Here is a 22,875-nt window from a genome sequence, read left to right as displayed (position 1 = left end):
TCTCCTCACGGATCGTTCTTATAAATGAATGTTGGCCTCGTCTGGCGGGGCCAGTGCCAAGGTTTACTTTTTGCCGGCGGCAAACAGGTCGTCCAGCTTCTGCTCAAACGCGTGATAACCGATGCGATCATAGAGCTCCGCACGGGTCTGCATGGTGTCAACCACGTTCTGCTGGTGACCTTCGGTGCGGATCGCGTTGTATACGTTCTCAGCGGCCTTGTTGGAGGCGCGGAAGGCAGACAACGGGTAGAGCTGGATGGCGACGCCAACCGACGCCAACTCGTCGCGGGTGAACAGCGGTGTGGCACCGAACTCGGTGATGTTGGCCAGGACCGGCACGTTCAGTTCCTTGACGAAACGCTCGTACGTCGGCAGGTCGTAGGCGGCCTCGGCGAAGATGCCGTCGGCGCCTGCCTCAACGTACGCCTTGCAACGCTCGATCGCTGCATCCACACCTTCAGCCTGAATGGCATCGGTACGGGCAATCAGGAAGAAGTCCGGATCGGTCTTGGCATCAACTGCCGCCTTGATGCGGTTGACCATCTCCTCGGTGGAGACGATTTCCTTGCCCGGACGGTGACCACAGCGCTTGGCACCCACCTGATCTTCAATGTGAGCTGCAGCAGCGCCGGCCTTGATCAGGCTCTTGACGGTACGCTCGATATTGAACGCGCTCGGACCGAAGCCGGTGTCGATGTCGACCAGCAGCGGCAAGTCGCAGACATCCGTGATGCGGCGCACATCGATCAGTACGTCTTCCAGAGTATTGATACCCAGATCCGGCAGACCCAGCGAACCGGCGGCGACACCACCGCCAGACAGGTAGAGAGCCTGGAAGCCGGCGCGCTTGGCCAGCAAGGCGTGGTTGGCGTTAATGGCACCAATGACCTGCAACGGACTTTCGGCAGCAAGTGCTTCGCGGAAACGTTTACCCGGGGTTTTCGACATCAGACTGTTCCTCCTGAGGAAGTGACAGCATCGCCCTGCTCCTGCAGTCGACGCTCGATGTTGCGGCGTGAGGCGCTGATATGACGACGCATCAGCATTTCCGCCAGCTCGCCATCGCGATCGGCAATGGCCTGAATAATGTTGTGGTGTTCGGCAAAGGCTTGCTTCGGCCGTTTGGGGGTAGTCGAGAAACGGTAGCGGTACATGCGCACCAGCTGATAGAGCTCATCGCAGAGCATGTGACTCAGGGTTCGGTTCTTGCTCCCCTGCACGATCAGATAGTGGATATCCAGATCGCCTTCCTGCTGATAGTAGGACTTGTTGGCCTTCAGACCACTGTGCTGCTCATGCATGGCGAGCACGTCGCGCAGTGCGGCGATCTCATCCTCAGTCATATTCTGCGCAGCCAGCCTACAGGCCATCCCCTCCAGCGCTTCACGCACGTGATACAGCTCGATTAGCTCAGCGTAGTCCAGCGACACCACCCGTACGCCAGCATGGGGAATGCGTACGACCAGACGTCGCCCTTCAAGCCGGCGGATAGCTTCACGCAACGGGCCGCGACCAATACCGAAGGTGGTCGACAGGTATTGCTCGCTAATACGGGTGCCGGGTGCGATCTCGCCTTTGACGATCGCCGCCTGGATACGTTCGAAGGCACCATCGGACAGTGTCTGAGTGGGCCCGTCAAGAGTAGCTTCAGCCAATTGTCTACAATCCTGTTTGCGGAGTTGGAAACAAGGAGGATTTTGCGCCCCATCAATCAGGATTGTCAACAATCTACCGGCAGCCGGGCTTTGTTCTATGCTGAAACAGCCGTTTTGCACCAACATTGTCGGCAACACCGAGGGAACCCCTCGACATCAGGCAGGTCTGCCGGAGGGCCAAAAAAAAGGCTCTGCGGGGTATCTACGAGGCGCCGTGCGCACATGCTAAGATGCCGCCAGCCTGCCGCGCCTGCCGGAGTGCTCTACAGTCAGGCCGACCTAAAACAGTTGTTGAGATAACTATGCAATCAATAAATCTGCACCTGAAGATCCTGATCGCCACACTGGTGGCACTCGGCGTACTTATTACCGGTTACCAGATCTACGTCCTCGACATCCCGGTTACCGAGGATGAAACCGACGATATCTGGAGCCTGGATGCAAAAGTCGAGTTTCGCGCAACACCCGGCACCCCGATCAAGGCGCAGTTCTTTATTCCACCGCTCAATCAGGATTACGTGAGCCTGAATGAGAGTTTTATCTCCAACAACTATGGCGTTAGCGTCAACAATCAGAAAGGCAACCGTCGGGTTACCTGGTCATCGCGTCGTGCCAGCGGTACCCAGACGCTGTATTACCGTCTGGTGCTGACCCAACGCTACAGCGAAGAGCAAGCCAAGGCAGCGCCGCCGCCAACACCGCAACCGATTCAGCTGGAAGGCCCGGAGCAGGTTGCGGCTGACGCGCTGATCAATCCGATTCGCCAGCACTCGGCCGACATCGAGACCTTCATCAGTGAAACCATTCGCCGGGTAAACGACATTACCGACGATAACGTCAAGCTGCTGCTGGCCGGCGGCACCACTGCCATGGACAAGGCCCGAGTCATTGATCTGCTGCTATCTAACGCGCGCATCCCGCTGGAACTGGTTCACACCATTCGCCTGGAAAACGCCGACACCCAGACCCCGGAACTCTGGCTGCGCAGCTATAACGGCGAACGCTGGCTGTATTTCCATCCCGAAACTGGCCAACAGGGCATCCCTGACAACCGCCTGGTCTGGTGGACCGGCAACGACCCACTGCTGGCGCTGGAAGGCGGCCGTCAGGCCAACGTCACCCTGACCGTCAGCAACAGCGAGATGAACGCCCTTCGGCTGGCCAAGCTGACCACTCAGAACAGCGCTTCCGCCCTGCTGGAGTACTCGCTGTACGGCCTTCCGTTGCAGGCCCAGCGCGTGTATCAGGTGATGATCATGATCCCGGTTGGCGTACTGGTCATTCTGATTTTGCGCAACCTGATCGGCATGCAGACCCTGGGGACCTTCACCCCGGTACTGATCGCCCTCGCCTTCCGCGAGACCGAACTCGGCTGGGGTATTGCGCTGTTTACCCTGATCACCGCGCTGGGTCTGTCGTTACGTTCCTATCTTGAACACCTCAAGTTGCAGATGCTGCCGCGCCTGTCAGTGGTATTGACCTTTGTGGTACTGGTCATCGCCGCCATCAGCCTGTTCAGCCACAAACTGGGGATGGAAAAGGCACTGGCCGTTTCGCTGTTCCCGATGGTGATCCTGACCATGACCATCGAGCGCCTATCCATCACCTGGGAAGAACGGGGCGGCGCGCAGTCACTCAAGGCCGCCATCGGCACCCTGATTGCCGCAACGCTGGCACACCTGCTGATGACCATTCCGGAACTGACCTACTTCGTCTTCACCTTCCCGGCTGTGCTGCTGATTCTGGTGGCCTTCATGCTGGCGATGGGTCGCTACCGCGGCTACCGCCTCACCGAGTTGATGCGCTTCAAGGCGCTGACCAAGAGCTGAGGAAACGACATGTTCTTCTGGAAAACCTGGAAAGCGCTGTCCGACGCGGGCGTCATGGGGATTAACCGTCGCAACGCTGACTACGTACTCAAGTACAACAAGCGTCACCTGTACCCGGTGGTGGACGACAAGATCCTGACCAAGGAGCGCGCCATCACCGCCGGCATTCATGTGCCCGAACTGTACGGCATCATCGAAACCGAGAAGGATTTCGACACTTTCGACAGCATCGTCGCCGAACACCGCGACTTCGTCATCAAGCCGGCGCAAGGCGCTGGCGGCGACGGCATCATTGTCATCGCCGACCGCTTCGAAGGGATGTACAAAACCGTCGGCGGCAAGATCATCAGCCGCGACGAGATCGGTCACCACATCTCCAGCATCCTGTCGGGGCTGTACTCGCTGGGTGGCCACCGTGACCGGGTCCTGATCGAATATCGCGTCACCCCGGACCAGATTTTCAAAAGCATCAGCTACGAGGGCGTGCCGGATATCCGCATCATCTGCCTGATGGGCTACCCGGTGATGGCCATGCTGCGTCTGCCGACCCGTCAGTCCGGCGGCAAGGCCAACCTGCACCAGGGCGCAATCGGCGTTGGTGTCGATCTGGCCACTGGCATCACCCTCAAGGGCACCTGGCTGAACAAGATCATCAGCAAGCACCCGGACACCACCAACGAGGTGGACGGCGTGCAACTGCCAGACTGGAACGGCTTCATGCACCTGGCCGCCTCCTGTTACGAACTGTCCGGCCTGGGCTACATCGGCGTGGATCTGGTGCTGGATCAGGACAAGGGGCCGCTGATTCTTGAGCTGAACGCACGCCCCGGTCTCAACATCCAGATCGCCAACGACGCGGGCCTGACCACCCGCGCCCACATCGTCGAACGGCACGTCGCACAGCTCAAGAAGGAGGGTCGCGAGGAGTCCGCCGAGGAACGCGTTGCCTTCTCCCAGCAGCATTTTGGCAAACTGCCGGGGGCTCCAATGTCCAGCGATGAGGCAAACGCCAGCACCGCATGACCGGAGACACTCCCGAGTACCGCCTGCACGAGCTGCCCTATCAGGCCAGTCCAATCCCTCGGCTGGAGGCTGTCCGGGCGCTTGGCGCGCCGGTGCTGCTCGACTCGGCAGACAGGCGCAACCAACTGGGCCGCTACAGTCTGCTGTGCGCGGGACCACTGCTGCAGATTGTCGACGACCAGCCACCCGCACAGGTGCAACAGCACCTGCGTGCGGCTCTGCAACAGCTAGGGCCTGCCCGCTGGCCTACTGACCTGCATCTGCCGTTTGGCGCAGGACTGGTCGGTTATCTCGCCTACGACTACGGCCGCCAGCTGGAAACCCTGCCTAGCCATGCCCGTCACGACCTTGCTCTGCCGGATCTGAACTTTGGCCTCTATGACTGGTGTCTGGTCAGCGACCATCAGCGTCAGCGCTGCTGGCTGGTCTGCCACCCACAGGTTGACCTCGTGCGGCAACAAGCACTGCTGGCACGACTGCAGAGCAGCCCGCCGGCTCGTGGCCCTTTCAAACTCAAAAGCCCGTTTTCGGCCGAGCAAGACAAGGCCCAATATGCCCACGCGTTTGCCCGCATTCAGAACTACATCCAGGCCGGCGACTGTTATCAGATCAACCTGGCGCAGCGCTTCAGCAGTCGCTATACCGGAGATCCGCTGACAGCTTACAACGCCCTGCGCGAACGCAGCCCAACCCCCTTCTCCGCCTACCTGGAAACGACCGAAGGTGCGCTGCTCTGCCTGTCACCCGAGCGTTTCATCGAGATGCGCGACGGCCGCGTCGAAACGCGACCAATCAAGGGCACGCGCAGGCGCAGCGGTGAACCGGAAGAAGACCGAGCCCTCGCCAACGAACTGCAGCAGTGCGAGAAGGACCGGGCAGAAAACCTTATGATCGTGGACCTCCTGCGCAATGACCTCGGCCGCAGCTGCGAGCCGGGCAGCATCCGGGTGCCGGAACTGTTCAGTCTGGAAAGCTACCCGAACGTGCACCACCTGGTAAGCAGCATCACCGGACGGCTGCGCAGTGACTGTGATGCCATCGACCTGCTGATGCACGCCTTCCCCGGCGGCTCGATTACCGGTGCGCCAAAGATACGGGCCATGCAGATCATCGAGGAACTGGAGCCGGTGCGCCGCAGTCTGTATTGCGGCAGCGTCGGCTACCTCGGCTGCGAAGGCCAGATGGACTTCAATATCGCCATTCGCAGCCTTGTGTGTCATGCCAGCCACATTTACTGCTGGGGCGGTGGCGGCATCGTCGCCGACTCCGAACTGGATGCCGAATACCAGGAAACCCTGACCAAGGTTGGCAACCTGCTGGATGCCCTGCACCAAGCCCAGTAAAGCGCCCCCCTTGTTAAAGGACAAAAAGAAGCCCGGTCTGAACCGGGCTTCTTTGTCTGCCAATGCTCACATCACGCCGGAGCAACTGCCTCATCTTCGGCATCAGCCAGTTGGGCATCGGACGCCATCGCCGCCTCCATTCGCCGCGAGTCCGCCACAAAGTGACGCGCACCCATCAGCAGGGCCAGCATCGCCGCGAGCAGCGCAACCGGGATAGAGATCATCGCGTCGTGCAGCCCCTGCGCCTTGAAGACCTCACTCATTTCTGCAGCACCCGCCGCAACCCGTGCTGCCTCGGCAAACTGATCCGACAGCAGACCAACCACAACGGGGCCCATACCGCCACCCAGCAGATACAGACAGGCGAAGAACAGGGCCACCGCGGTACCGCGCAGACGTGGCTCAATTACGTCCTGAATCGCGGTGTAAACGCTGGTGAAGTAGTTGTAGGAGAACAGCCAGCCGATCGCGAATACGGTGATGAACAGACTGATCGCAATCTCGTCCTGCAGCAGCGCATAACCGGTTGCCAGCGCCGAAACCAGCATGCTGATCGCGCCAAACATCAGTCGGCCAGTGGCCCAGCGCTGATGCACCTTGTCGGCAATCCAGCCACCGGTGGTCAGGCCGATCAGGCCGGTAACACCGACAATTACCCCGGTAGAAACAGCCGCTTGCTGCAGCGACAGATGGAAGTAACGTTGCAGCATCGGCACCATGAACGAGTTACAGGCATAAGACGCGAAGTTGTAAGCCAGACCGGCCAGCGTCAGCCACCAGAAGGTGCGTACGGCAAAAATCTTGCGCATCGGCTTGTCGACCGGCTGGGTGCTGGTCCGCACCACTTCGGCGGCGCCGCGTGCCGGCTCCTTGATCATGAAGACAAACACGGCCAGCAACAGCCCCGGCACAGCAGCAATGTAGAATGGCGCGCGCCAGCTATCGAACGCCTCCACCATTGCGCCCACAGTAAAGAATGCCAACAGCAGGCCAAGCGGCAGGCCAAGCATAAATATCCCCATCGCCCGGGCCCGCTTGTGCGCTGGGAACAGATCACCAATCAGGGAATTTGCAGCAGGCGCATAGCTCGCCTCGCCCACGCCGACCCCCATGCGAATGATCAGGAAACTCCAGAAGTTCCAGGCAGCGCCGGTCAACGCCGTAAAACCGCTCCAGACTGCCAGCCCCCAGCCCATGATCTTGCGGCGCGAACCAATATCAGCCATACGCCCCAACTGAATGCCGGCCAGCGCATAGATCACCGTGAAGGCGGTCCCCCCCAGCCCAAGCTGAAAGTCGCTCAGATCCCACTCCATTCGCAGCGGCTCGATAATGATGGCCGGGATGGTGCGATCGAAAAAATTGAACATGTTCGCCAGGAACAGCAGGAAGAGTACCCGCCAGGCGTTTTTCGCCTGTTGTGGCTGTTGCATGAGCTGACCTCTCTTGTTATTCAACCTTGCCAGAGCAAGGGAAGAGCCTCTGGATTGGGCATTTCGACCAGTCTCACCGATCCCGACAGGGACCGAAACCAATAAGCGTCATATGATCACAGCGCTATCAATTAGCTGAATGGCCGTTTCTGTCGCCCCCTTGCCCGTATCGCCCCTGTGACGACGCGCAGGTTAAGTAGCACCGATAGCCGTCGCTAAGATGTTCAATACCCTCGCAGGAAGACGAGCTGACGGTTGGGCTGCACTCCCCAACGACGAAGCCCTGCGCCAGCGCGGCGCTCGGACTGTCGACTGGCTGTTCGACCCGTTGCTCAATACGATAGGCGCCAGCAGCCGGGTCGAGCGCTCTCAGTACAAGAAAGCACAGCCTGACAGGTCATACCTCAAAGGCGTAACGTCAACAGCGCAGCCACAATCAACGCCCCCGCTGCGGCCAGCAACGCACTGTTAAAGCTGAGAAAAAGGGTGTGCAGCCGGTCGGCCATCAAGGGGCCAGCAATCTGGCCAACCCCGTAGGCCAGGGTCATGACGGCCATCAGGTTGATCTTCGCGTGACGGGCAGCCTGCTGCGCGGCCGGCATGGCGATGGTAACCGTGCCCATGAAGGTGCCCCCGACCAGCAAGGCGCTCAGCAAAAAGCCAGTCGTCGTCGGCAACATGGCTGGCAGCGCGACGCCACCGGCCTGAATCAGCAGATTTACCCGTAGTGCAGCGCGCGATCCCAGTCGCTGATGGACCCGGTGCCACACAAAGCAGGACGGTGCCGCACCCAACCCGAAAACCGCCCAGACATGGGCTGCATTCAGGTCCGGAAAGCTGTCGCGCACCAGCACCGGCAGATAGGTTGCCGTCACGATGTAGCCCAACCCCGCCAAACCGTAGAGCACCACCAGGGGCCAGGCTGCGACCGGCGCGGCGCTCTGCCCTGACGCCGTACCCGGGGCGGCAGCGACCACAGCCCGATCGAGCAGCAGACCAGGCAACGCCAGCAGGCTCAAAGCGAAGCAAACTACGCCCAGCAGCAACCATAAACCTGCGCTGTGCAAGCCAAACGCGCCCCCCAACACCAGCAGCTCGGCAGACACAGCAATACCCAGACCGACCCCGGCATACAGTAACGGCGCACCGGCAAACTGCCGGCGATGCTCAAACAACCAAAGCGAGCCAGCCACCATCGCCACCGCACTCAGCACACCCGCCAGCAGTCGCACAACCACGATGCCCCAGGTCGCGGTGACCACGGCCAGCGCCGCCAGGCAAGCCGATGTCCCCAGCATGGCCACGACGCACAGCAGGTGCGCCCGATGACTGCGCGTCCACATCAGCAGCAGCGCACCGAGCAGGTAGCCAGCGTAGTTGGCCGAGGCTGCCAGACTGCCGCCCTGCAACGTCAGCACGCCCTCCTCGACCATCAGTGGGTATAGCGCGGTAAAGGCAAAGCGACCGAAGCCCATACCGATCACCAAAATCAGCGCCGCCTCAGCCGCGCTGCGCAAGTCAGACTGCCGGTGCATCAGGGGCCTCCGGCAACAGCGCCTGCAGTCGCTCGAATGCGGGCGTGGCGTAGTGCTGTCGCCAGACCAGCAGGGTATCGGCCTGCACCACTGGCAGCGTCTGCAGCTGACTATGGGCCGGGCTGAGCATTAACACACTCTCAGGCAACAACGAGACACAGGTGCCTGCCGCCACGCAGGCAATCATCGCGTGATAGGAATTCATCTCCTGCACGCGCCACTCGAGCGAGCCCGACACGCCCAGCAATTGCTCGGCGATGCCGCGATACGTACACCCCTGAGGAAACGCCGCCAGCGAACGCAGCGCGATGGCACCCACGCCCTCCGCTGGCAGGGCATCGGCCGGCAGCGCCAGCAACAGCTGTTCACGCCATACTGCACACCCTTGCAGCCCCAGCTCAGACAGACCGTCCAGGCCACCGAAGTCCGCCGGCAGAGCAACGAAGGCGCAGTCCAACTGACCGTTGCGCACCTTTTCCAATAATGGCCGCGACGGCCCCGTCTGCAGCTGCAGGTGCGTCTGCGGATATTGCCGATGATAGTCCGCCAACACCGCCGGCAAACGCGCAGCCGCAGTGCTTTCCATGCTGCCGATGCGCAAGCCGCCGGCGTGTCCGCCAGCACTGACGACATGTCGCGCCTCCTCCTCCAGCGCCAGTAATCGGGCGGTATATTCAACCAAGCGCTCGCCAGCGGCCGACAGCGACATGCGCTTACCAACACGGCTGAACAGCTCGATGCCCAACTCACCCTCTAGCTGCTGAATCCGCGTGCTGACGTTGGAGGGCGCACGCCCCAGACGCGCCGCTGCGCGAGTAATGCTCAGTTCGGCGGCAACGGCAGAAAAAATACGCAGGGTTTCGCTGTCCATATAATTCTCATTGAAAGAATATTTATTAAATAATATTCTCCAAAAAAGAACACATCAACAGCCCGGGAGATAATATGCACCCTACCTCACCTCTGCTGGAGCACATCGGTATCGAGCTGCCTCTGATTCAAGCCCCTATGGCGGGCGTATCCACCCCGGAGCTGGCCGCAGCGGTATCCAATGCCGGCGGTCTGGGCTCCATCGCCATCGGTGCCGGCAACGCTCAGCAAGCCCGCAGCGCACTGGCGCAAACCCGCGCCCTGACCTCTCGGCCCTTCAACGTAAACCTGTTCTGCCACGCACCTGCCGTGCACGACGCGGCGCGTGAGGCTGCCTGGCTGAAGTATCTTGCGCCCCTGTTTCACAGCGTCGGGGCGCAGCCCCCTGAAGCGCTAAGCGAGATCTACCGCAGTTTTGTAGAGGACGACGAGACGCTGGAGTTGTTGCTGGAACAGCGGCCGGCGGTCGTCAGCTTCCACTTCGGTCTGCCTGCTGCCGAGCGCATCAAGGCACTGAAAGACGCCGGTATCTGCCTGCTGGCGACCGCGACCAACCTGCACGAAGCGCAGCTGGTCGAGCAAGCCGGCATCGACGCCATCGTCGCTCAGGGGATCGAGGCTGGCGGTCATAGGGGCATGTTTGATCCCTCCGCAGACGATGAGCAGCTGGGCACCTCGGCACTGCTTGCGCAGCTAGGCCAACACATAACGCTGCCCATTATCGCCGCCGGCGGCATCATGAACGGCCAGCAGGTCGCTAGCGCCCTAGCCCAGGGCGCTGTTGCAGCCCAGCTCGGCACCGCCTTTGTGTTGTGCCCGGAGTCCTGCGCGCCAGCGGCCTACCGCGCCAACTTGTCGAGCGAACATGCCCGGAACACCCGCTTGACCAGCGCGTTCTCCGGCCGCCCGGCACGCGGTATCGTCAACGAGCTGATACGGTTCTGTGATGGCGCCGACACGCCCGTGCCGCCGGGCTACCCCATCGCCTACGACGCCGCCAAACAGCTGCACGCCGCCGCCAGCCAACAGGGTAATCACGCCTTTGCCGCGCATTGGGCCGGCCAGGGCGCCGCGCTGGCCCGTCAGCTACCGGCGGCGGAGCTGGTTGCCGTGCTGGCACGCGAATGGCGCGAGAGCGTCTGATCCGTTGATCAGCGCCCTGGCGCGCCGATCATTCGGGTTGATTGAACCAGATACGATTGGAGAACGGATCAACCACCTGGAAGCCATAGTCGCCCCACGCTGCCAACTCCAGCGAGGGACGACAGTATGCGTAATTCCTGGCCTGCAGCTCTGCCAGCAACGCACGCGCATCACTGACATTGACAAACAATTTGCTACCCGGCGAGCAATCGCCCGAATGCTCACTCAAGTGCAGCACCAGTGCCCCCTTCGATACCTGCATGTACAGCGGGTAACCCGGCTCGAAACGGTGCTCCCAATCCAAGGTCATACCGAGAAAACCGAGGTAGAAGTCCCTCGCTTTCTGTTCATCGAAAATCCGCATTATCGGGATAGTCTGAAAGTCCAAGCCAATGTCCTCAGGTCACGGTGATGACCAATAATGAGGAATACTAACCGAAGTCTGGCGGCAGCCGCGTCGCTACCGCCTGCCAGCAGCGCCGGATCTCCCGCGCCACCCCGCCCCGGCCGCCAACTCGCGCCAGCTGGGTCACCGGCTTGATATGGGTCAGTAACCAGTCATCCGACCAGCCTGACCACTCCCCCGCCACCGAGCGCAGATTGCCGGCAAGCACTGGAAACAGCTCGGCCCAAAGCACCTGTTTAACCTGCATGGGCAAGTAGCCGCTTTCCAACACCACTCGGGCGATATAGTCGAAGGCTGTGCCATCTGGCTCTGTATCCAGAAAAAGCTCGGACAGCGCTCGCCACAGGGCCAGGCGACGCTCATCCACCGGCGGCATGGACACCGGCGCGGCACGTGCGGGCATCAGCCTTTGTCGCAAAAAACTGAACATCGAACGCTCTCCCTCGTGAGTCGCAGCCCCAACCCGGGCAGCGCGGTGGCTATAACGCTTGCAAGCCCGGATGCGCGAGGTCCAGAGGACCGACGCCCCAGCCCAGCGCCGTGGCGAAACGCGACACGTCCGCCTGCAGCGCTGCATCAAACATCACCGGGGGCTCGCACAAGTCCTGCTCCAGCAACAGAGTGCCATAGGCTCCCTCGTGGTAGATCAGATCCCCGGTCAACCCGGCAAACAACTGCGCTGCACTGGTCATCAGCGAGCTCTCACCTACGTTAGCGCCCAACTGGCATTGCAGGCCGGCCGCAGACGCCATCTGGTGAAACTGCAGTGCATTCAGCAGCCCGCCCACCTTGGATATCTTGATGTTCAGGCAATCGAGCACCTGGGCCTGGATCAGCTGCTGCAAAACCGGTCGCAAACGCACCTGCTCATCCAGCACGATACGAACATCGCAGCGGCTCTTGATCCGTCCATGCACCGTGACCAGGGCCTGGGTATCCGTCACGATAGCCGGCTGCTCCAGACAAGAGATGGCATAACGCTCGATGATCTGGGCAGCGTCAGCGGCGGGCACGTCTTCCCAGGCGCCATTGGCGTCGAGACGAATATCGTTGTCCGGGTAGGCCGTGCGCAGCAGCTCCAGTTGCTGGTGGATTCGTTTCAGATCACGCCCCACCTTGAGCTTCAGCGGGCCCACGGCAAACCCGCGCATCTGCTCCACCAACTTGGCGAGCGCCGTCGGCGCTTCATCAGATACCACTGCCGAATACTGAATACGGCCAGCCTGCAACCCGCCAAACCAGTCCGCAAGCGGCGTTTTGCGTACCTTGCTGAGCAGGTCCAGCAGCGCCAACTCCAGCAGTGCACGTGCGCACTGCTGCTGCTCGAAGCGCGACTCGAAAGCCTCGCAGAAGCGTGCGATATCGCCCACTGACTGAAACGCCACCTGGCTCAGCGCCGGCAGAAACTGGCGGATTGCTGCCTCAGTCTGCTCCAGCGTCTCGCCGGATACATAGGCCCGCGGCAAGGCCTCACCAAACCCCGAAACGACCTCACCGTCAACGCTGGCCGTCAGGTGTAGCAGCAGGGACTCGGACGATTGACGCTCGGCCAAGGCATGCTTGAACGACTGGCGAAACGGCAGCCGCATGCGATACAGCTGTGCGCTATCAACCTGCATGATGAGCACTCCTGCGCGGCTTTCCGGCAATCAGTCGACGCACGAAGTACGTTACATTTCTGATGTTCATCGGACACACCAGCAACAAGCCGTCGCCGTTGGCGTGCCCTGGATTGCATTGCGCATAGAAGCGAATAAAACGGTTATGTAAATCCTGCTCGGCAATCATGACGCTCTTGTCGCTCAAGAGATTGGACGGCTTTCTAACCGTTCTGGTGGACGCCTGAAAGGTGTCGGGATAGTAGCGCTCCCCTATCGCTGCCTTGAGACTCAGTATCTCCGGTGGCGTTTCGCGGTCAGGGTGCGGGAAGTAGTCGGCTAGGTTGTTGGCCATGACCAGGTAAGGCTTGTAGCTCAGAGCATCGGTCCAGAAATAGCAGGTGCGCAGCGGGTGACGACACTTCGCCTGCAGCATGAACCGAAGCACCGTACGCTGAACCAGCATCCGTCCGCGATATGCGGGATCGATATAGACCTGACCAAAGTACAGTGTCGGCATTGGCTTGCTGCCGCCGATCAAGAAGTCATGGAAACGCACGCCAATACACCCGACCAGCCGGCCGGAAGCGCGGTGGCGAAACAGCACCACCTTGTCCAGCCGTTGCCAGCGCTCGCTGAATTGCTCAAATGCGATAGTGTGCGCCTGGCCATACAGCGCCCAGATTTCCTCGTTCAGCGAGGGAGCAATCTCCGCGCAGTCCAAACAGCGAGCCTGAATTGAAAACATGATCCCTCAACCACCTTGCGCCGGCGCAGCTCATTTTTGCGTACTGTCTATCACGGCAGCGTGCTGCCCTTCCCCATTGGTCAGCCATTGCAGTCGAAGGCAACGGCAATATGCCGCGAGTGTACCCAGTCAGCTGCGCTGCGCCCAGCGACCAGATAAAGCTGACCGCCACGTCAATCGCTGCAGTTACCCGCTTTCCTGAACCCGGCCGCCAGCGCGGCGGTCTCGGATTCAAAATGTACCTGATTGCGTGCTGCGACCTGGTCATAGCTCGGACAGCCTGAGGGCAGATGATAAACCTTGCTGTTTCGATTACCGATGATGCCGCCAGTGCTGCCAGCGGCTGGCTCGTGCCTGACCGCGGGCACTGAAGATACAACACCATCGCGTGTAGGCCTGTGCCCAAGCGTCCAGGACCGCTCGCCCGTGACAAAGGGATTATTGTGGCCCATCACCCGCGCAGTGCGGTCACTCCACTCCCGTTCCCACTCGCTAACCGGATACTGACGATTCCACGCCATCAGCAGTTGTTGCTGCTGACGAGACATCGATAACCCGTAGCGGTCGTACATGTAAAAGTGAATCCGCGCGACCAGCCCCTTCACTTCATCCCGAGGCTCGGCCACCCGTTGCTGGAAGTTGACCTTTGAAGTACAGGCACCGTACTGCGCAGGCGCTCGGCCGACCATTGCGTACTGGAAGTTGCTACGATCGCCATTGACCTCCCCCACGGACGGGTAGAGGTTAAACAGATCAGCCTCCATCGCCCGGAACACCGGATCGTTCATCACGCAATTGCGCCGCCCGCCGTTCTGCCAGCACTGGCGCTGATGGCCAAACACCCAGGCAGGCACAATATGCTCCCATTCGATCCGCTCTGCCCGCGTCTGCTGGGCGCGCGTCTGATAACCACAGGAGCGCGCATCGACCCGACCTCCGGACCGCCCAACCCAATCCCAGCGGCACCCACAATACAGATCGCCCTGCCTGACGGCCCGCTCATCAAAAAAGACTTCTCGCTTGGCAATCGCCTTGGCAGCAGAGAAGCTCGACGGCGCGTCAGCAAAGGAGGTGGAAACAAACAGGCACAGCAGTACAACGACAGACAGATCAGCCAGCGACTTCATAACGCGGAGCTTTCTCGGCAAAAGCGCGCATTGTAGGGATGTTCGCCGGTTACCGATAGCGCCTAAGGCTCAAGCACGGGCCTTAGAGAGGCAAACAAGATACACCAGGGCGACCGACTGACGAGCTTTCACGCAAAGAAAGACACTGCGAAAGGCAACCCTAGTCGCCGCGGGCAAAGCTGGCAGCTGGTGCCTTTTTTAGCTTTACCGCTCCCCCGTTCGAAAGCCCGTGTTTCCTGATAAAATACCCAACCCAGCCAGGTGCCCCAGCCCCTGCTGCGCGCAGCTCGGCTTTCCATCCTGTCCGAGCGTCAGTGCTGTTATCTGCTCATCTGCCCTGGCCGCGCGATACAACCGCTACTCTGTGGCGGACCAATAGCCCTAGCACCACGCAGACAGTCAGCCATGAACCCGCAAGCCTCCCGCCCAACAACACCTCGCGCCCAGAGCCCAATCGCCGCTTCAGCGTTGCGCCGATGATGGATTGGAAGCACATTAAAAATTAATCAATAAAAATCATAAATTTACAAAGAAAAAGAAAAACCCTGTAGCACTATTTAAGCACCGCCATACGAAAAGGCACTATCGAACCTTGACGGTCATGCCCGTCTATCGCTCATCATTGAGGCCCATCTGACCGCAACGAGCGCCCAAACCAATGCTGAAAAAAGCCTACAAATCCAGCATAGAGCTTCTCAAGGCACTGAAAAAGCAAGCGCGCTGGCTAGTTTTTGATGTGGTCCCTTGGCTGCGCCCACTCTACCCTCTCTTACTTGGACTGCTTTTCTCCGGTATCGCGATCAAACTTTTTCCCCATAGCAGCCTCGGAAACATCCTAATTTCCCTACAGATCACTGGCGCATTCCTGAGTGCTGGGGCGCTACTGCTCTCAGCGCTCGACTCTCAAGTACCATCACCATTAGCCGTACTCACGAACTGGCTGAAAACGTTCCCTCGCAACCCCCTACAAAAGCGGACCGTTCATTCTGGCTCAGCACACGGGAAAATGTCTGGACCTGTCGGGGCAGGCTATATGACAGGCGGGCTAGGCCCGAATGCCTCTCAGACAGACATCAATGCCTGGCTGATCAACGAGCTACACGCGCTAATCGAAGTAACAACCAGATCTAACCTGGAAAACAAACTGAAATTTCATGCGCTAGAACAAAGGCTTGATCACCAACAGAACCAGTCAGAAGCTACTGAGAAAAAGCTGCAGGAAGACATTAGAAAAGCCAGCACCACTAATTTCTATCAAATCATTGTAGGGCTGCTCATGGTTTCCATCGGCTCGATCCTTTCCGCCCTGCTTCTTTGACCTCGGCTGCGAGCCCAAAGCACAGGACTGCATTCAACCTATGAGCGCGCTACCACAACCCAACGCCGGCAGCGTGACCAACTGATACACATACGGCCGTGCGCCACCGGGGCCAGTGGGTGACAGGCGCACCCGCTTGTAACCGAGCAAGCGCAGGCAGCTGCCGACGGACGTTTGGGTGCCGCGGTCATTGACCAGCTGCAGCGCTTCTATCACTTGCTGCACGCTGAAGCCTTGCGGCCAGTCGTTAGCCACCAGGTGCGCACGGATGCGTTGCTGCAGCTCATAGGCTTTGCGTTGCGGCGCTGGCAGGTCTGGGCCATCCAGCCAGGGGCTGGCGTCCAGTTCTGCTGCCAGATCCACGCCGGTGGTGCGCTCGGCTGCTTGATTGGCGCGGGTGGCGGCCAGCCGGCGCGGCATACCCATACTGCGGCCGACGGTGTAGAGCGAGCGGAAAACCCGCCCCGCCGCAACCACCTCTTCCGCTTCTACCCGTGGCGCTCTGGGTGCCGGCTCCGGATCGGGCTGCGTGTTGGGCATCACGTACGCGCCGTATTTGCGGATGCTGGGCAGCACCTCCGCGGTGACCCACTTCTTGAAGCGCTTGGCCGAGGCTTTGCGGCTACGCAGGATAGCGGAGTACAGGCCGGACTCATTGATGATTAGCATGTCCTGCTCACCGCCAAGGGTCGGCACATTCTGCCGACCCTTTTCATCATCATCCAAATTACGCGTCATGTCCTTCGCTTCGGCGTACGCCAGTGCCGCTGCAACATCACCAGCTACCCACCACGGCTCACCACCCACCAGTATCACTCGCACCGGTTTGTCATCAAACGCGAACTCGATAGGCTGGCTCATGTCTTGCCCTCCTCGCCGCACTCCTCAGAACGTAGGCCGGCATTGACCAAGGCCAGCAGTGCCTTATCGCTTTGAGCATCCAAGCCGCCCTCCAGATCGCAGACAGCCACCTCTAACCAGGCGTCCAGCTCAGAGAAGAAGCCAACCACCTGCCCACGCAGAGCTGACTGCTCCGGCGTTAACGCGCTCGCAGCGGCCGGGCCGATCATATCCAGAACAATCCACTGGAGCGCGCCCAAGCCCTCCGGCCGGCCGTGCTGCTTGAGGTACTTCAGGTAAATGCGAGCCAGCCCGCGGCCTACTTCGTTGCCGCCGGCGTAGCCGCCCGTTCTGGGCACAGCCCAAAAGCTGAACTGGGTGCGGCCCCGCACTGGGCCAATGAAGGGTAAGCGATGCAGCGGGAGATCCCGCCGGTTGTTGAAGTGCAGCGGAGCCGCTGCCGGCGCCTGCGCTTGGACGCTCATTGGGCACCTCCACGGGCTTCCAGGTCACGGGCTTTGGCCATGGCTGCGTTGTAACGCTTGAGCCGGACAGACAGGGAGGAGTCCGCATGCAGCGCCGTAAGTGCCTGAGCACGGTAGCGGGCAGCACGATTTTTGAACGGATTGAGGGTAAGAACGGGAAGTTTCGGCATGTTAGTAGCCTCTTGTGTAGCGGTCTGTTTCCGCTCGCCCCGTCGCCAAACAGGGTGAGCGAACCGTGCAGGTTGGCGAACCGGCCACAAGTAACCGGCAGACCCGAAGGTCTCCCACACGGCCCGCCCATAAAGGCCTTGCCGTGTTGCGGACACAAAAAAACCGCGCAATGGCGGTGTCCGCCTTGTGTTTCGGGTCGCCAAACCCGTGTCGCTGAATTTGCAGCGACCTAGTGAAAGTATCCGAACCAGTGCCAAAAATCAACAGACTCACAGATAACAAAAAAAGTCCATGATCAAATTATCTGGAAATTCTGATCATGGTCACAGGCCACCTGAAACCGTAACTTGGTCACCAAGGAGGCGTAAGCCTCCCTTTCCCCACTAAGGAGCAAGCGATGATCGTATCTATTTTGGTTGGCGTGACCCGGGCAATGGCACCTATTGTCATTGGCACATTAACAGCTCAGCTAACGGCGGACGCCTACGACGCATTCAAGGCAAAAAGAAGAAGCCAGAAGCCTGAAAGCGATACAGGGAAAGACTAAAAATGCTAAAAACACTAATTGGTCGCAGCTCCAGCCGAGGCTGGATCCATAGCAAAACGGAAACCGTCAACCTTCTACCGTATGGAAAGCAAAAGCTTGATGGCTCACATGATCACCGCACCAACAAGGGGAAAGACAGAACGCCAGCGCAACGGCGCTCTGACGCAGAAAGAAGAAAATAGTGTTTTAAATCGTAGCCCGCAGCCACAGGACATTACATGACAAGACAAGAGGAAATGGAAAAAAAAAGTGCCGAGGCGGCGGGCTTAGTTCTCATAGACAATCTATATCAAAGCCAAATCCTCGTATCTTTAGTGTTTAACGAGAATGAGATCGCTTGGCTCAAAAAAATATCAGCTCACATCAAGATTCTAACATCGCTTTTAGACCCACCGCAAAAGCAAGCGAGCGAGCTCGAACAGTGGGCGCTAACCTTATTGGAAGTCGAACTTTTCGACGGAAATCCAGTAAACCATAAAATATGCCAAGAAATAGCCCCACCCTCCCTCGACCACATTAAGAATCTAATAAGGACCACTTATAAATCAAAGGAAGACCTTCGCAAAAAAATAAAAGAAGCTATGAAACAGTCGAATTTCCCAGAAAAAACAGTCGACCAATTGCTAAGCCAAACAAAGCTACTTGCAAATATGCTGGGGGACGCACCTGCAACAGTTCGTCAGCGCTTATCGGAGCGGATATTTTGCCTGGAATATCCAAACGCCCTCATTGAAGTATCTCGACTCCTAATCGACGGCGAGGTTTTGAAGTCAACAAAATCCCACACCTCAACACATGCTTTTGAGAGCGACAACATTGCGGCAGCCGCTTTAGTTATCGCTCAGGTCCACGCAATGAGAGTCAACCTGACACTGCATGCAGAGCTCGAAAGCTTCTACTTGCGCGAAATACTTACAGACCTAGCGCCATTGACAATTGGTCAAGACGACGATGCACGCAAGAATTACCTGCAGCTAGAAACTGCATTAAAAACCATCAATTCAGAAAATAAACACACACCCCACCTCCTCTCCATAAACTTTCCTCGAACCAGCTCGCCACAACCAGCCCCCCTCAATCCAATCCCATCAAAAAGCGACAAAGGAGAAAATCTGGCGCAGTACTTCCTCTCAACAAAGGAGCTCACCATAACGACAGCAACATTAATCAAGAAGCCTCTGCAGGCCCTACCACTCTCGCTTGCGCTTTTGGCACAAGTAAAAAAAAACAAGAACCCCTCAAGGCCCTTATACTCGGAAGAAAAACAAGAAGACTCTATAGCTCATGAAGTATTCAGAGAAGCACGAGAGCTAGCGTTAGAATTTAGCGCAAGAGGTATTGAAAAATACCGCAGCAAAAAACTTCAGAAGCACATAAAAAAACTCACCATATACCACCAGCTAATAAAAAAAACAGACTCGACCGGACCAACGCTTTTCCTCGACTACTACCGACTTCTCTGCATAAACCACTTCTAAACCAAACTTAGAGCAAGAGAAATATATATCACTTGACGCGGGATACAAAATCATTAGCAGAAAAATCCAGTTCGTAGTTAACGACTGTTTCCCTAAAGCAAGTCGTCTTGCAACGAAGCCTCCTGCAGCTCGACGCACCCAAGCACCTGCGCAGCACAGCTAAGCAGCGCCGCCTCCGCCTCATCCAACGCCCTGCGCCAATCGTCATTCACTACTAGCGGTTTGCGCGCCGGCAGCTGGCACGGCACCAGGCTGCACTGCGCTTTTTGAACGGTAGGCTGCGGGATCGGTTGTGGCTGGCCGGGCGTAGAGCAGCCCGAGTTCAGCAGGCACATGCTCAGACAAATACTCCCGAATCGTTTGGTCATTCTGTTCCAGCTCCTCTATCGCTTGTGATTGATCATTGGCGTTGCGATCCACCTGTTGGCGCAGCAGCTCCAGCCCTCGGCCAATCTCCGCGATGCGCCCCATCTCCTGTTGCTGCCCTTCCAGCACCCGCGCTTGCACCTGTATAAGCTCATCAGCCTTAGCCAGATCCCGCTCGGCTGTATCAGCCCGCAGCCGCTGCAGCTCAATGCGCGGCGACACCGCCCACCACCCCGCCCCCAGCACAATCACCAACAGCCCAGCCGCGGCCGCGAGCTGACCCACCCATTTCCAGTTCCCAAACATGATTCCTCCAGGCACAAAAAAGCCCGCAGCTGCGGGCTGGTGGATGACAGCAAGGCAGCTGCCGACAGATACGCGTGCGTGATAATCTCGCTGTTTTTTCAGGGACGATCAGGGCATGACAAAAAAGCGTTGGGATATACCGAAGCGGACTCAAAACACCCCGCAAGCTTCAGCCCAACAGGAAGCGCCGTTAGGTATGGGCAAACTGATAGAGCAGTTCAAGTGGTTCCCCGCCCTGGCCCTTCTGATCAACGGGCTGCTTGCAGGAACGGGATACCTTTTCATCGCTGGGTTTCTAGCCAAGGTAGGTATAGACGTTGCCGAGCTAGAAATTAGCCTGCCCTCACTGCTCCTATATGGCTACATTTTCACACTGGACACTACCTCTGCAATTGAGAGCGCAGGACCAGCCTTATTCACTGTGGCCTTGGTGCTTACAGGCCTCTTCGTTTGGCTTTTTTACACAGCTCTCAATGGCGCTTACCCCAACCAAAACGACTGGTTTCGAATAATCCTAAGCCTCTCCCTTGGAACTGTGTCTGCTGTACTACTTCTTCTCGGCCCCGCATGGATATTTAACTCCGGCGGCGCCAACGCGATGCGCAGCGAGCTGATCAAAATGCACATCAGCTCTACTGATGCCCAGCTGACGCGCACTCATTCGATAAACACGCCCGACGGCCCGATTCAGGGCAGTCTCGTGATCGCAGACCAGCGATACACCTACCTAAGATCTGGCAATGTGGTCTATAAGATCGCCAACGACTCGCAAACAGTGGTTAGAGCGATTACGTTCACTCCCGCCAGTACCGATGAGGAGAATGAAGGTGAAGGCTAATCGTCATCTTGCTTACCGGCCAAACCCGCGTGAGTACGCCGCCCGCAACGCGGCCCGCAGGTACGTTGCAACTCTGCTGCTGGATGCCGGTGAGCACGCTGACGCATTTAACGACGAAGACCTGACCGAAGCAGAACGTGCCATTGCCAGAGACGAAGTGAAACGCCTCGGCATCGAGCTGGCCCAGCGGTACAAATGCGAGCTGTAGCGCTACCGACGCCCCTGGTGCTGCAGGGAGTAATGGTTACCATCGTTAAAACGCCCGCCCCAACTACCGCCAAGTGACTCCCAGTATTCACCCAGCGGCCGGTGGTCTTCGGTGCTGGTCAGGTACTGGCCGTTACGGAACAGATTGAAGTCCACTGCCAGCCGCTGCTTGTGCAGACTGCTGGCGGCGCTGTAGCTCTTCTTCTCCCCTACCTTGCCGTGCACCCGCGGATCTCGATAGGCATCACCAAAGGTCAGCTCATACCCTTGCTGATATGCGTACTCAATCAGCAGGCCGATCATGCGCGTGAAGCGCCGCTGTTTACTTCCCAGGGTCATGTTTTCTCCAGGCATAAAAAAGCCCGCCGAAGCGGGCTAAGAAAGAGAGAAGTTCTAGATAAAACTTTCTGAAAAATATCGGGCGTTAATTTCCTACACGCCCTCCCCTATCGTAAATAATCCTTACTGGCCCATTTGACAGGGCAACGACGATCTCATCGCCCGAGCGCCCATCCATATCCTGGACAGCATCAATAGTGTAATTACTCTGAAAATCATAAGTCCTTACAGCACCCGACCTATGCGAAACAATCTTAATAGAATTTGGCAGAACAATTATCACTTCCTCGCCCGACCGTCCATCTGTATCAGCAGTTCGCTGATAAATAGCCCAACTCTGCTCGGTAGTAATCGGGTATTTTTTTACTCTGCCGTTACGCCCGCCAGTGATAACATAAAGTTCAGTCGACGTGCGCCCGATAACCTGCAAACCCGACTTACCAAGATCAGCGACACCGTAATATTCGCTGAAACCTGAAAAATTAAATTCCTTATAACTGGGAAGCCTCGGATCAACAATACGTATTCCACCAGGCTTGCTGATAATTAGGTCAAGGCCGTTCCCTGAAAGATCCGCGAGATCAACCAAAGTCCAGCTATCATTTCCAGGGAAGTGAATATCCCGCTGACTGGAGCTCTCGTCAGAAATTATTCGAAGGCTATTACCGAACCTGACTATCAGCTCGTCAGCCCCATCGCTGGTTAAATCAGCTGCACGTACAATTGACCAAGCCATACGACCGACAGGATAGCGTCTAATCGATTGATAGGCGTGGTCAATTATCACCACATCTTCGCCAGCCTTCAGCACCAGCTCCGCGCCATCATTTCCATCTGTATCGTAAGCACCAAAAAGAGACCAAGCGGTGTTGCCGAGAGAGTAGTCACGTCGATTCCCATTCGGCTGAAGGACTCTAATACCGAAGCTCTCTCTATATACCAGATCCCTCTGGCCATCACCCCTCAGGTCCCAACTACCTAAATACGTCCCTGCATAAGAGGGAGAACTAAAAGCAGCCAAAGCAAGAACCGAAAGGACAAAGAACAATATCTGATTACGCATAACCCCATCCCTATATCAAAATTCCATTCATAATTCGCAATCATCGTCCTGCACTAACCAAGCCAAAGAACCGCATAACCGGCATTTTTTAACAGACCATTCATTTACCAAGTATCGCGGACTGGCCAGTCCCGATAAACATATCACGTTTCGCTTACCCATAAGTCAATGCCTTTTAAGTGCTTAATTTTCATAAGCGTGACCCTT

The 22,875-nt window shown here is 58.1% G+C and carries 25 protein-coding genes and 1 pseudogene; 9 read left to right on the top strand and 17 right to left on the bottom strand.

Annotated features, from left to right (window positions below; all coding sequences use genetic code 11):
* Nucleotides 1-63: 63 nt before the first annotated feature.
* Both prpB and ACKPCU_RS10595 read right to left on the bottom strand, forming a co-directional pair.
* Nucleotides 64-948, bottom strand: coding sequence for a methylisocitrate lyase (prpB, locus tag ACKPCU_RS10600; RefSeq protein WP_321346522.1), 885 nt, complete (start codon nt 946-948; stop codon nt 64-66).
* Entirely contained in the window at nt 948-1,655 is a 708-nt protein-coding gene (locus ACKPCU_RS10595; protein WP_229744435.1) for a GntR family transcriptional regulator, read from the bottom strand. Before ACKPCU_RS10595 ends, prpB begins: the two co-directional genes overlap by 1 nt.
* A gap of 302 nt (nt 1,656-1,957) precedes the next feature.
* Between ACKPCU_RS10595 and rloB the strand changes: the two genes are divergently transcribed.
* Genes rloB through pabB form a run of 3 tightly spaced genes read left to right on the top strand, consistent with a single transcriptional unit; the run spans nt 1,958 to nt 5,850 of the window.
* Nucleotides 1,958-3,484: an osmotic stress tolerance membrane protein RloB gene (gene rloB / locus ACKPCU_RS10590; protein ID WP_104738608.1), complete on the top strand. Its 1,527-nt coding sequence runs from the start codon at nt 1,958-1,960 to the stop codon at nt 3,482-3,484.
* A 9-nt stretch (nt 3,485-3,493) separates the two neighbouring features.
* Complete coding sequence (locus ACKPCU_RS10585) at nt 3,494-4,507, top strand: alpha-L-glutamate ligase-like protein (RefSeq protein ID WP_321346520.1); 1,014 nt, start codon at nt 3,494-3,496, stop codon at nt 4,505-4,507.
* Nucleotides 4,504-5,850: an aminodeoxychorismate synthase component I gene (gene pabB, locus ACKPCU_RS10580; RefSeq protein ID WP_321346518.1), complete on the top strand. Its 1,347-nt coding sequence runs from the start codon at nt 4,504-4,506 to the stop codon at nt 5,848-5,850. Before ACKPCU_RS10585 ends, pabB begins: the two co-directional genes overlap by 4 nt.
* Before the next feature lie 71 nt (nt 5,851-5,921).
* Here the strand turns inward: pabB and ACKPCU_RS10575 are convergent, their stop codons facing one another.
* The 3 genes from ACKPCU_RS10575 to ACKPCU_RS10565 form a co-directional block, all read right to left on the bottom strand.
* Nucleotides 5,922-7,283 carry a spinster family MFS transporter gene (locus ACKPCU_RS10575; RefSeq protein WP_321346516.1) on the bottom strand — a complete coding sequence of 454 codons (1,362 nt, stop codon included), beginning with the start codon at nt 7,281-7,283 and terminating at the stop codon, nt 5,922-5,924.
* 404 nt (nt 7,284-7,687) lie between these two features.
* Nucleotides 7,688-8,818, bottom strand: a complete 1,131-nt coding sequence (locus ACKPCU_RS10570) for a YbfB/YjiJ family MFS transporter (protein ID WP_321346514.1) — start codon at nt 8,816-8,818, stop codon at nt 7,688-7,690.
* Nucleotides 8,802-9,689 (bottom strand): LysR substrate-binding domain-containing protein, encoded by an 888-nt coding sequence (locus tag ACKPCU_RS10565; protein ID WP_321346512.1) that lies wholly within the window; start codon nt 9,687-9,689, stop codon nt 8,802-8,804. The genes ACKPCU_RS10570 and ACKPCU_RS10565 overlap by 17 nt, the downstream gene beginning before the upstream one ends.
* Nucleotides 9,690-9,763: 74 nt before the next feature.
* On the opposite strand from ACKPCU_RS10565, the gene ACKPCU_RS10560 reads away from it, so the two are divergent.
* Nucleotides 9,764-10,831 (top strand): NAD(P)H-dependent flavin oxidoreductase, encoded by a 1,068-nt coding sequence (locus tag ACKPCU_RS10560; RefSeq protein WP_321346510.1) that lies wholly within the window; start codon nt 9,764-9,766, stop codon nt 10,829-10,831.
* Between the two features lie 28 nt (nt 10,832-10,859).
* On the opposite strand, the gene ACKPCU_RS10555 is transcribed toward ACKPCU_RS10560, so the two are convergent.
* From ACKPCU_RS10555 to ACKPCU_RS10535, 5 genes are all read right to left on the bottom strand, one after another.
* Complete coding sequence (locus ACKPCU_RS10555) at nt 10,860-11,195, bottom strand: glyoxalase superfamily protein (protein ID WP_407651852.1); 336 nt, start codon at nt 11,193-11,195, stop codon at nt 10,860-10,862.
* A gap of 67 nt (nt 11,196-11,262) precedes the next feature.
* Nucleotides 11,263-11,640 carry a DUF7079 family protein gene (locus tag ACKPCU_RS10550; RefSeq protein ID WP_321346507.1) on the bottom strand — a complete coding sequence of 126 codons (378 nt, stop codon included), beginning with the start codon at nt 11,638-11,640 and terminating at the stop codon, nt 11,263-11,265.
* A gap of 76 nt (nt 11,641-11,716) precedes the next feature.
* Nucleotides 11,717-12,856, bottom strand: coding sequence for a mandelate racemase/muconate lactonizing enzyme family protein (locus ACKPCU_RS10545; protein ID WP_321346505.1), 1,140 nt, complete (start codon nt 12,854-12,856; stop codon nt 11,717-11,719).
* Nucleotides 12,846-13,583 (bottom strand): GNAT family protein, encoded by a 738-nt coding sequence (locus ACKPCU_RS10540; protein WP_321346502.1) that lies wholly within the window; start codon nt 13,581-13,583, stop codon nt 12,846-12,848. The genes ACKPCU_RS10545 and ACKPCU_RS10540 overlap by 11 nt, the downstream gene beginning before the upstream one ends.
* A gap of 173 nt (nt 13,584-13,756) precedes the next feature.
* Nucleotides 13,757-14,710, bottom strand: a complete 954-nt coding sequence (locus tag ACKPCU_RS10535) for an endonuclease (protein WP_321346501.1) — start codon at nt 14,708-14,710, stop codon at nt 13,757-13,759.
* A 658-nt stretch (nt 14,711-15,368) separates the two neighbouring features.
* Between ACKPCU_RS10535 and ACKPCU_RS10530 the strand changes: the two genes are divergently transcribed.
* A complete protein-coding gene (locus ACKPCU_RS10530; RefSeq protein WP_321346499.1) occupies nt 15,369-16,028 on the top strand; it encodes a hypothetical protein in 660 nt (219 codons plus the stop codon).
* A gap of 33 nt (nt 16,029-16,061) precedes the next feature.
* Here the strand turns inward: ACKPCU_RS10530 and ACKPCU_RS10525 are convergent, their stop codons facing one another.
* Genes ACKPCU_RS10525 through ACKPCU_RS10515 form a run of 3 tightly spaced genes read right to left on the bottom strand, consistent with a single transcriptional unit; the run spans nt 16,062 to nt 17,523 of the window.
* The gene (locus ACKPCU_RS10525; RefSeq protein WP_321346498.1) at nt 16,062-16,889 is read right to left on the bottom strand and encodes a BRO-N domain-containing protein; all 828 of its coding nucleotides are present in this window, start codon (nt 16,887-16,889) and stop codon (nt 16,062-16,064) included.
* Entirely contained in the window at nt 16,886-17,353 is a 468-nt protein-coding gene (locus tag ACKPCU_RS10520) for a hypothetical protein (RefSeq protein WP_321346496.1), read from the bottom strand. Before ACKPCU_RS10520 ends, ACKPCU_RS10525 begins: the two co-directional genes overlap by 4 nt.
* A complete protein-coding gene (locus tag ACKPCU_RS10515; protein WP_228246903.1) occupies nt 17,350-17,523 on the bottom strand; it encodes a hypothetical protein in 174 nt (57 codons plus the stop codon). Before ACKPCU_RS10515 ends, ACKPCU_RS10520 begins: the two co-directional genes overlap by 4 nt.
* A gap of 398 nt (nt 17,524-17,921) precedes the next feature.
* Between ACKPCU_RS10515 and ACKPCU_RS10510 the strand changes: the two genes are divergently transcribed.
* Both ACKPCU_RS10510 and ACKPCU_RS10505 read left to right on the top strand, forming a co-directional pair.
* Nucleotides 17,922-18,071 (top strand): hypothetical protein, encoded by a 150-nt coding sequence (locus tag ACKPCU_RS10510; protein ID WP_321346492.1) that lies wholly within the window; start codon nt 17,922-17,924, stop codon nt 18,069-18,071.
* 218 nt (nt 18,072-18,289) lie between these two features.
* Nucleotides 18,290-19,549, top strand: coding sequence for a hypothetical protein (locus ACKPCU_RS10505; RefSeq protein ID WP_321346491.1), 1,260 nt, complete (start codon nt 18,290-18,292; stop codon nt 19,547-19,549).
* 92 nt (nt 19,550-19,641) lie between these two features.
* Here ACKPCU_RS10505 and lysC read toward each other — a convergent pair.
* Nucleotides 19,642-19,839, bottom strand: a pseudogene (lysC, locus tag ACKPCU_RS10500) (Rz1-like lysis system protein LysC); the annotation flags it as partial.
* Nucleotides 19,754-20,221 (bottom strand): hypothetical protein, encoded by a 468-nt coding sequence (locus ACKPCU_RS10495; protein ID WP_321346490.1) that lies wholly within the window; start codon nt 20,219-20,221, stop codon nt 19,754-19,756. The pseudogene lysC and the gene ACKPCU_RS10495, both read right to left, overlap by 86 nt.
* A gap of 115 nt (nt 20,222-20,336) precedes the next feature.
* Between ACKPCU_RS10495 and ACKPCU_RS10490 the strand changes: the two genes are divergently transcribed.
* Entirely contained in the window at nt 20,337-21,059 is a 723-nt protein-coding gene (locus ACKPCU_RS10490; RefSeq protein ID WP_321346487.1) for a hypothetical protein, read from the top strand.
* The gene (locus ACKPCU_RS10485) at nt 21,049-21,267 is read left to right on the top strand and encodes a hypothetical protein (protein ID WP_321346486.1); all 219 of its coding nucleotides are present in this window, start codon (nt 21,049-21,051) and stop codon (nt 21,265-21,267) included. The genes ACKPCU_RS10490 and ACKPCU_RS10485 overlap by 11 nt, the downstream gene beginning before the upstream one ends.
* Before the next feature lie 2 nt (nt 21,268-21,269).
* On the opposite strand, the gene ACKPCU_RS10480 is transcribed toward ACKPCU_RS10485, so the two are convergent.
* The gene (locus tag ACKPCU_RS10480) at nt 21,270-21,605 is read right to left on the bottom strand and encodes a M15 family metallopeptidase (protein ID WP_321346485.1); all 336 of its coding nucleotides are present in this window, start codon (nt 21,603-21,605) and stop codon (nt 21,270-21,272) included.
* 85 nt (nt 21,606-21,690) lie between these two features.
* Nucleotides 21,691-22,668 (bottom strand): PA5033 family protein, encoded by a 978-nt coding sequence (locus ACKPCU_RS10475; RefSeq protein ID WP_321346482.1) that lies wholly within the window; start codon nt 22,666-22,668, stop codon nt 21,691-21,693.
* Nucleotides 22,669-22,875: the final 207 nt, after the last annotated feature.

This window comes from Halopseudomonas oceani (assembly GCF_963677335.1).
In the GTDB taxonomy this organism is placed as follows: Bacteria; Pseudomonadota; Gammaproteobacteria; order Pseudomonadales; family Pseudomonadaceae; genus Halopseudomonas; species Halopseudomonas oceani.
This window is presented reverse-complemented; position numbering and strand designations above follow the sequence as displayed.

Excerpts from the sequence above, each read along its gene's own strand:
- prpB (WP_321346522.1), bottom strand. The coding sequence starts at position 948 with ATGTCGAAAACCCCGGGTAAACGTTTCCGCGAAGCACTTGCTGCCGAA.
- rloB (WP_104738608.1), top strand. The coding sequence starts at position 1,958 with ATGCAATCAATAAATCTGCACCTGAAGATCCTGATCGCCACACTGGTG.
- ACKPCU_RS10585 (WP_321346520.1), top strand. The coding sequence starts at position 3,494 with ATGTTCTTCTGGAAAACCTGGAAAGCGCTGTCCGACGCGGGCGTCATG.
- pabB (WP_321346518.1), top strand. The coding sequence starts at position 4,504 with ATGACCGGAGACACTCCCGAGTACCGCCTGCACGAGCTGCCCTATCAG.
- ACKPCU_RS10575 (WP_321346516.1), bottom strand. The coding sequence starts at position 7,283 with ATGCAACAGCCACAACAGGCGAAAAACGCCTGGCGGGTACTCTTCCTG.
- ACKPCU_RS10570 (WP_321346514.1), bottom strand. The coding sequence starts at position 8,818 with ATGCACCGGCAGTCTGACTTGCGCAGCGCGGCTGAGGCGGCGCTGATT.
- ACKPCU_RS10565 (WP_321346512.1), bottom strand. The coding sequence starts at position 9,689 with ATGGACAGCGAAACCCTGCGTATTTTTTCTGCCGTTGCCGCCGAACTG.
- ACKPCU_RS10560 (WP_321346510.1), top strand. The coding sequence starts at position 9,764 with ATGCACCCTACCTCACCTCTGCTGGAGCACATCGGTATCGAGCTGCCT.
- ACKPCU_RS10555 (WP_407651852.1), bottom strand. The coding sequence starts at position 11,195 with ATGCGGATTTTCGATGAACAGAAAGCGAGGGACTTCTACCTCGGTTTT.
- ACKPCU_RS10550 (WP_321346507.1), bottom strand. The coding sequence starts at position 11,640 with ATGCCCGCACGTGCCGCGCCGGTGTCCATGCCGCCGGTGGATGAGCGT.
- ACKPCU_RS10545 (WP_321346505.1), bottom strand. The coding sequence starts at position 12,856 with ATGCAGGTTGATAGCGCACAGCTGTATCGCATGCGGCTGCCGTTTCGC.
- ACKPCU_RS10540 (WP_321346502.1), bottom strand. The coding sequence starts at position 13,583 with ATGTTTTCAATTCAGGCTCGCTGTTTGGACTGCGCGGAGATTGCTCCC.
- ACKPCU_RS10535 (WP_321346501.1), bottom strand. The coding sequence starts at position 14,710 with ATGAAGTCGCTGGCTGATCTGTCTGTCGTTGTACTGCTGTGCCTGTTT.
- ACKPCU_RS10530 (WP_321346499.1), top strand. The coding sequence starts at position 15,369 with ATGCTGAAAAAAGCCTACAAATCCAGCATAGAGCTTCTCAAGGCACTG.
- ACKPCU_RS10525 (WP_321346498.1), bottom strand. The coding sequence starts at position 16,889 with ATGAGCCAGCCTATCGAGTTCGCGTTTGATGACAAACCGGTGCGAGTG.
- ACKPCU_RS10520 (WP_321346496.1), bottom strand. The coding sequence starts at position 17,353 with ATGAGCGTCCAAGCGCAGGCGCCGGCAGCGGCTCCGCTGCACTTCAAC.
- ACKPCU_RS10515 (WP_228246903.1), bottom strand. The coding sequence starts at position 17,523 with ATGCCGAAACTTCCCGTTCTTACCCTCAATCCGTTCAAAAATCGTGCT.
- ACKPCU_RS10510 (WP_321346492.1), top strand. The coding sequence starts at position 17,922 with ATGATCGTATCTATTTTGGTTGGCGTGACCCGGGCAATGGCACCTATT.
- ACKPCU_RS10505 (WP_321346491.1), top strand. The coding sequence starts at position 18,290 with ATGACAAGACAAGAGGAAATGGAAAAAAAAAGTGCCGAGGCGGCGGGC.
- ACKPCU_RS10495 (WP_321346490.1), bottom strand. The coding sequence starts at position 20,221 with ATGTTTGGGAACTGGAAATGGGTGGGTCAGCTCGCGGCCGCGGCTGGG.
- ACKPCU_RS10490 (WP_321346487.1), top strand. The coding sequence starts at position 20,337 with ATGACAAAAAAGCGTTGGGATATACCGAAGCGGACTCAAAACACCCCG.
- ACKPCU_RS10480 (WP_321346485.1), bottom strand. The coding sequence starts at position 21,605 with ATGACCCTGGGAAGTAAACAGCGGCGCTTCACGCGCATGATCGGCCTG.
- ACKPCU_RS10475 (WP_321346482.1), bottom strand. The coding sequence starts at position 22,668 with ATGCGTAATCAGATATTGTTCTTTGTCCTTTCGGTTCTTGCTTTGGCT.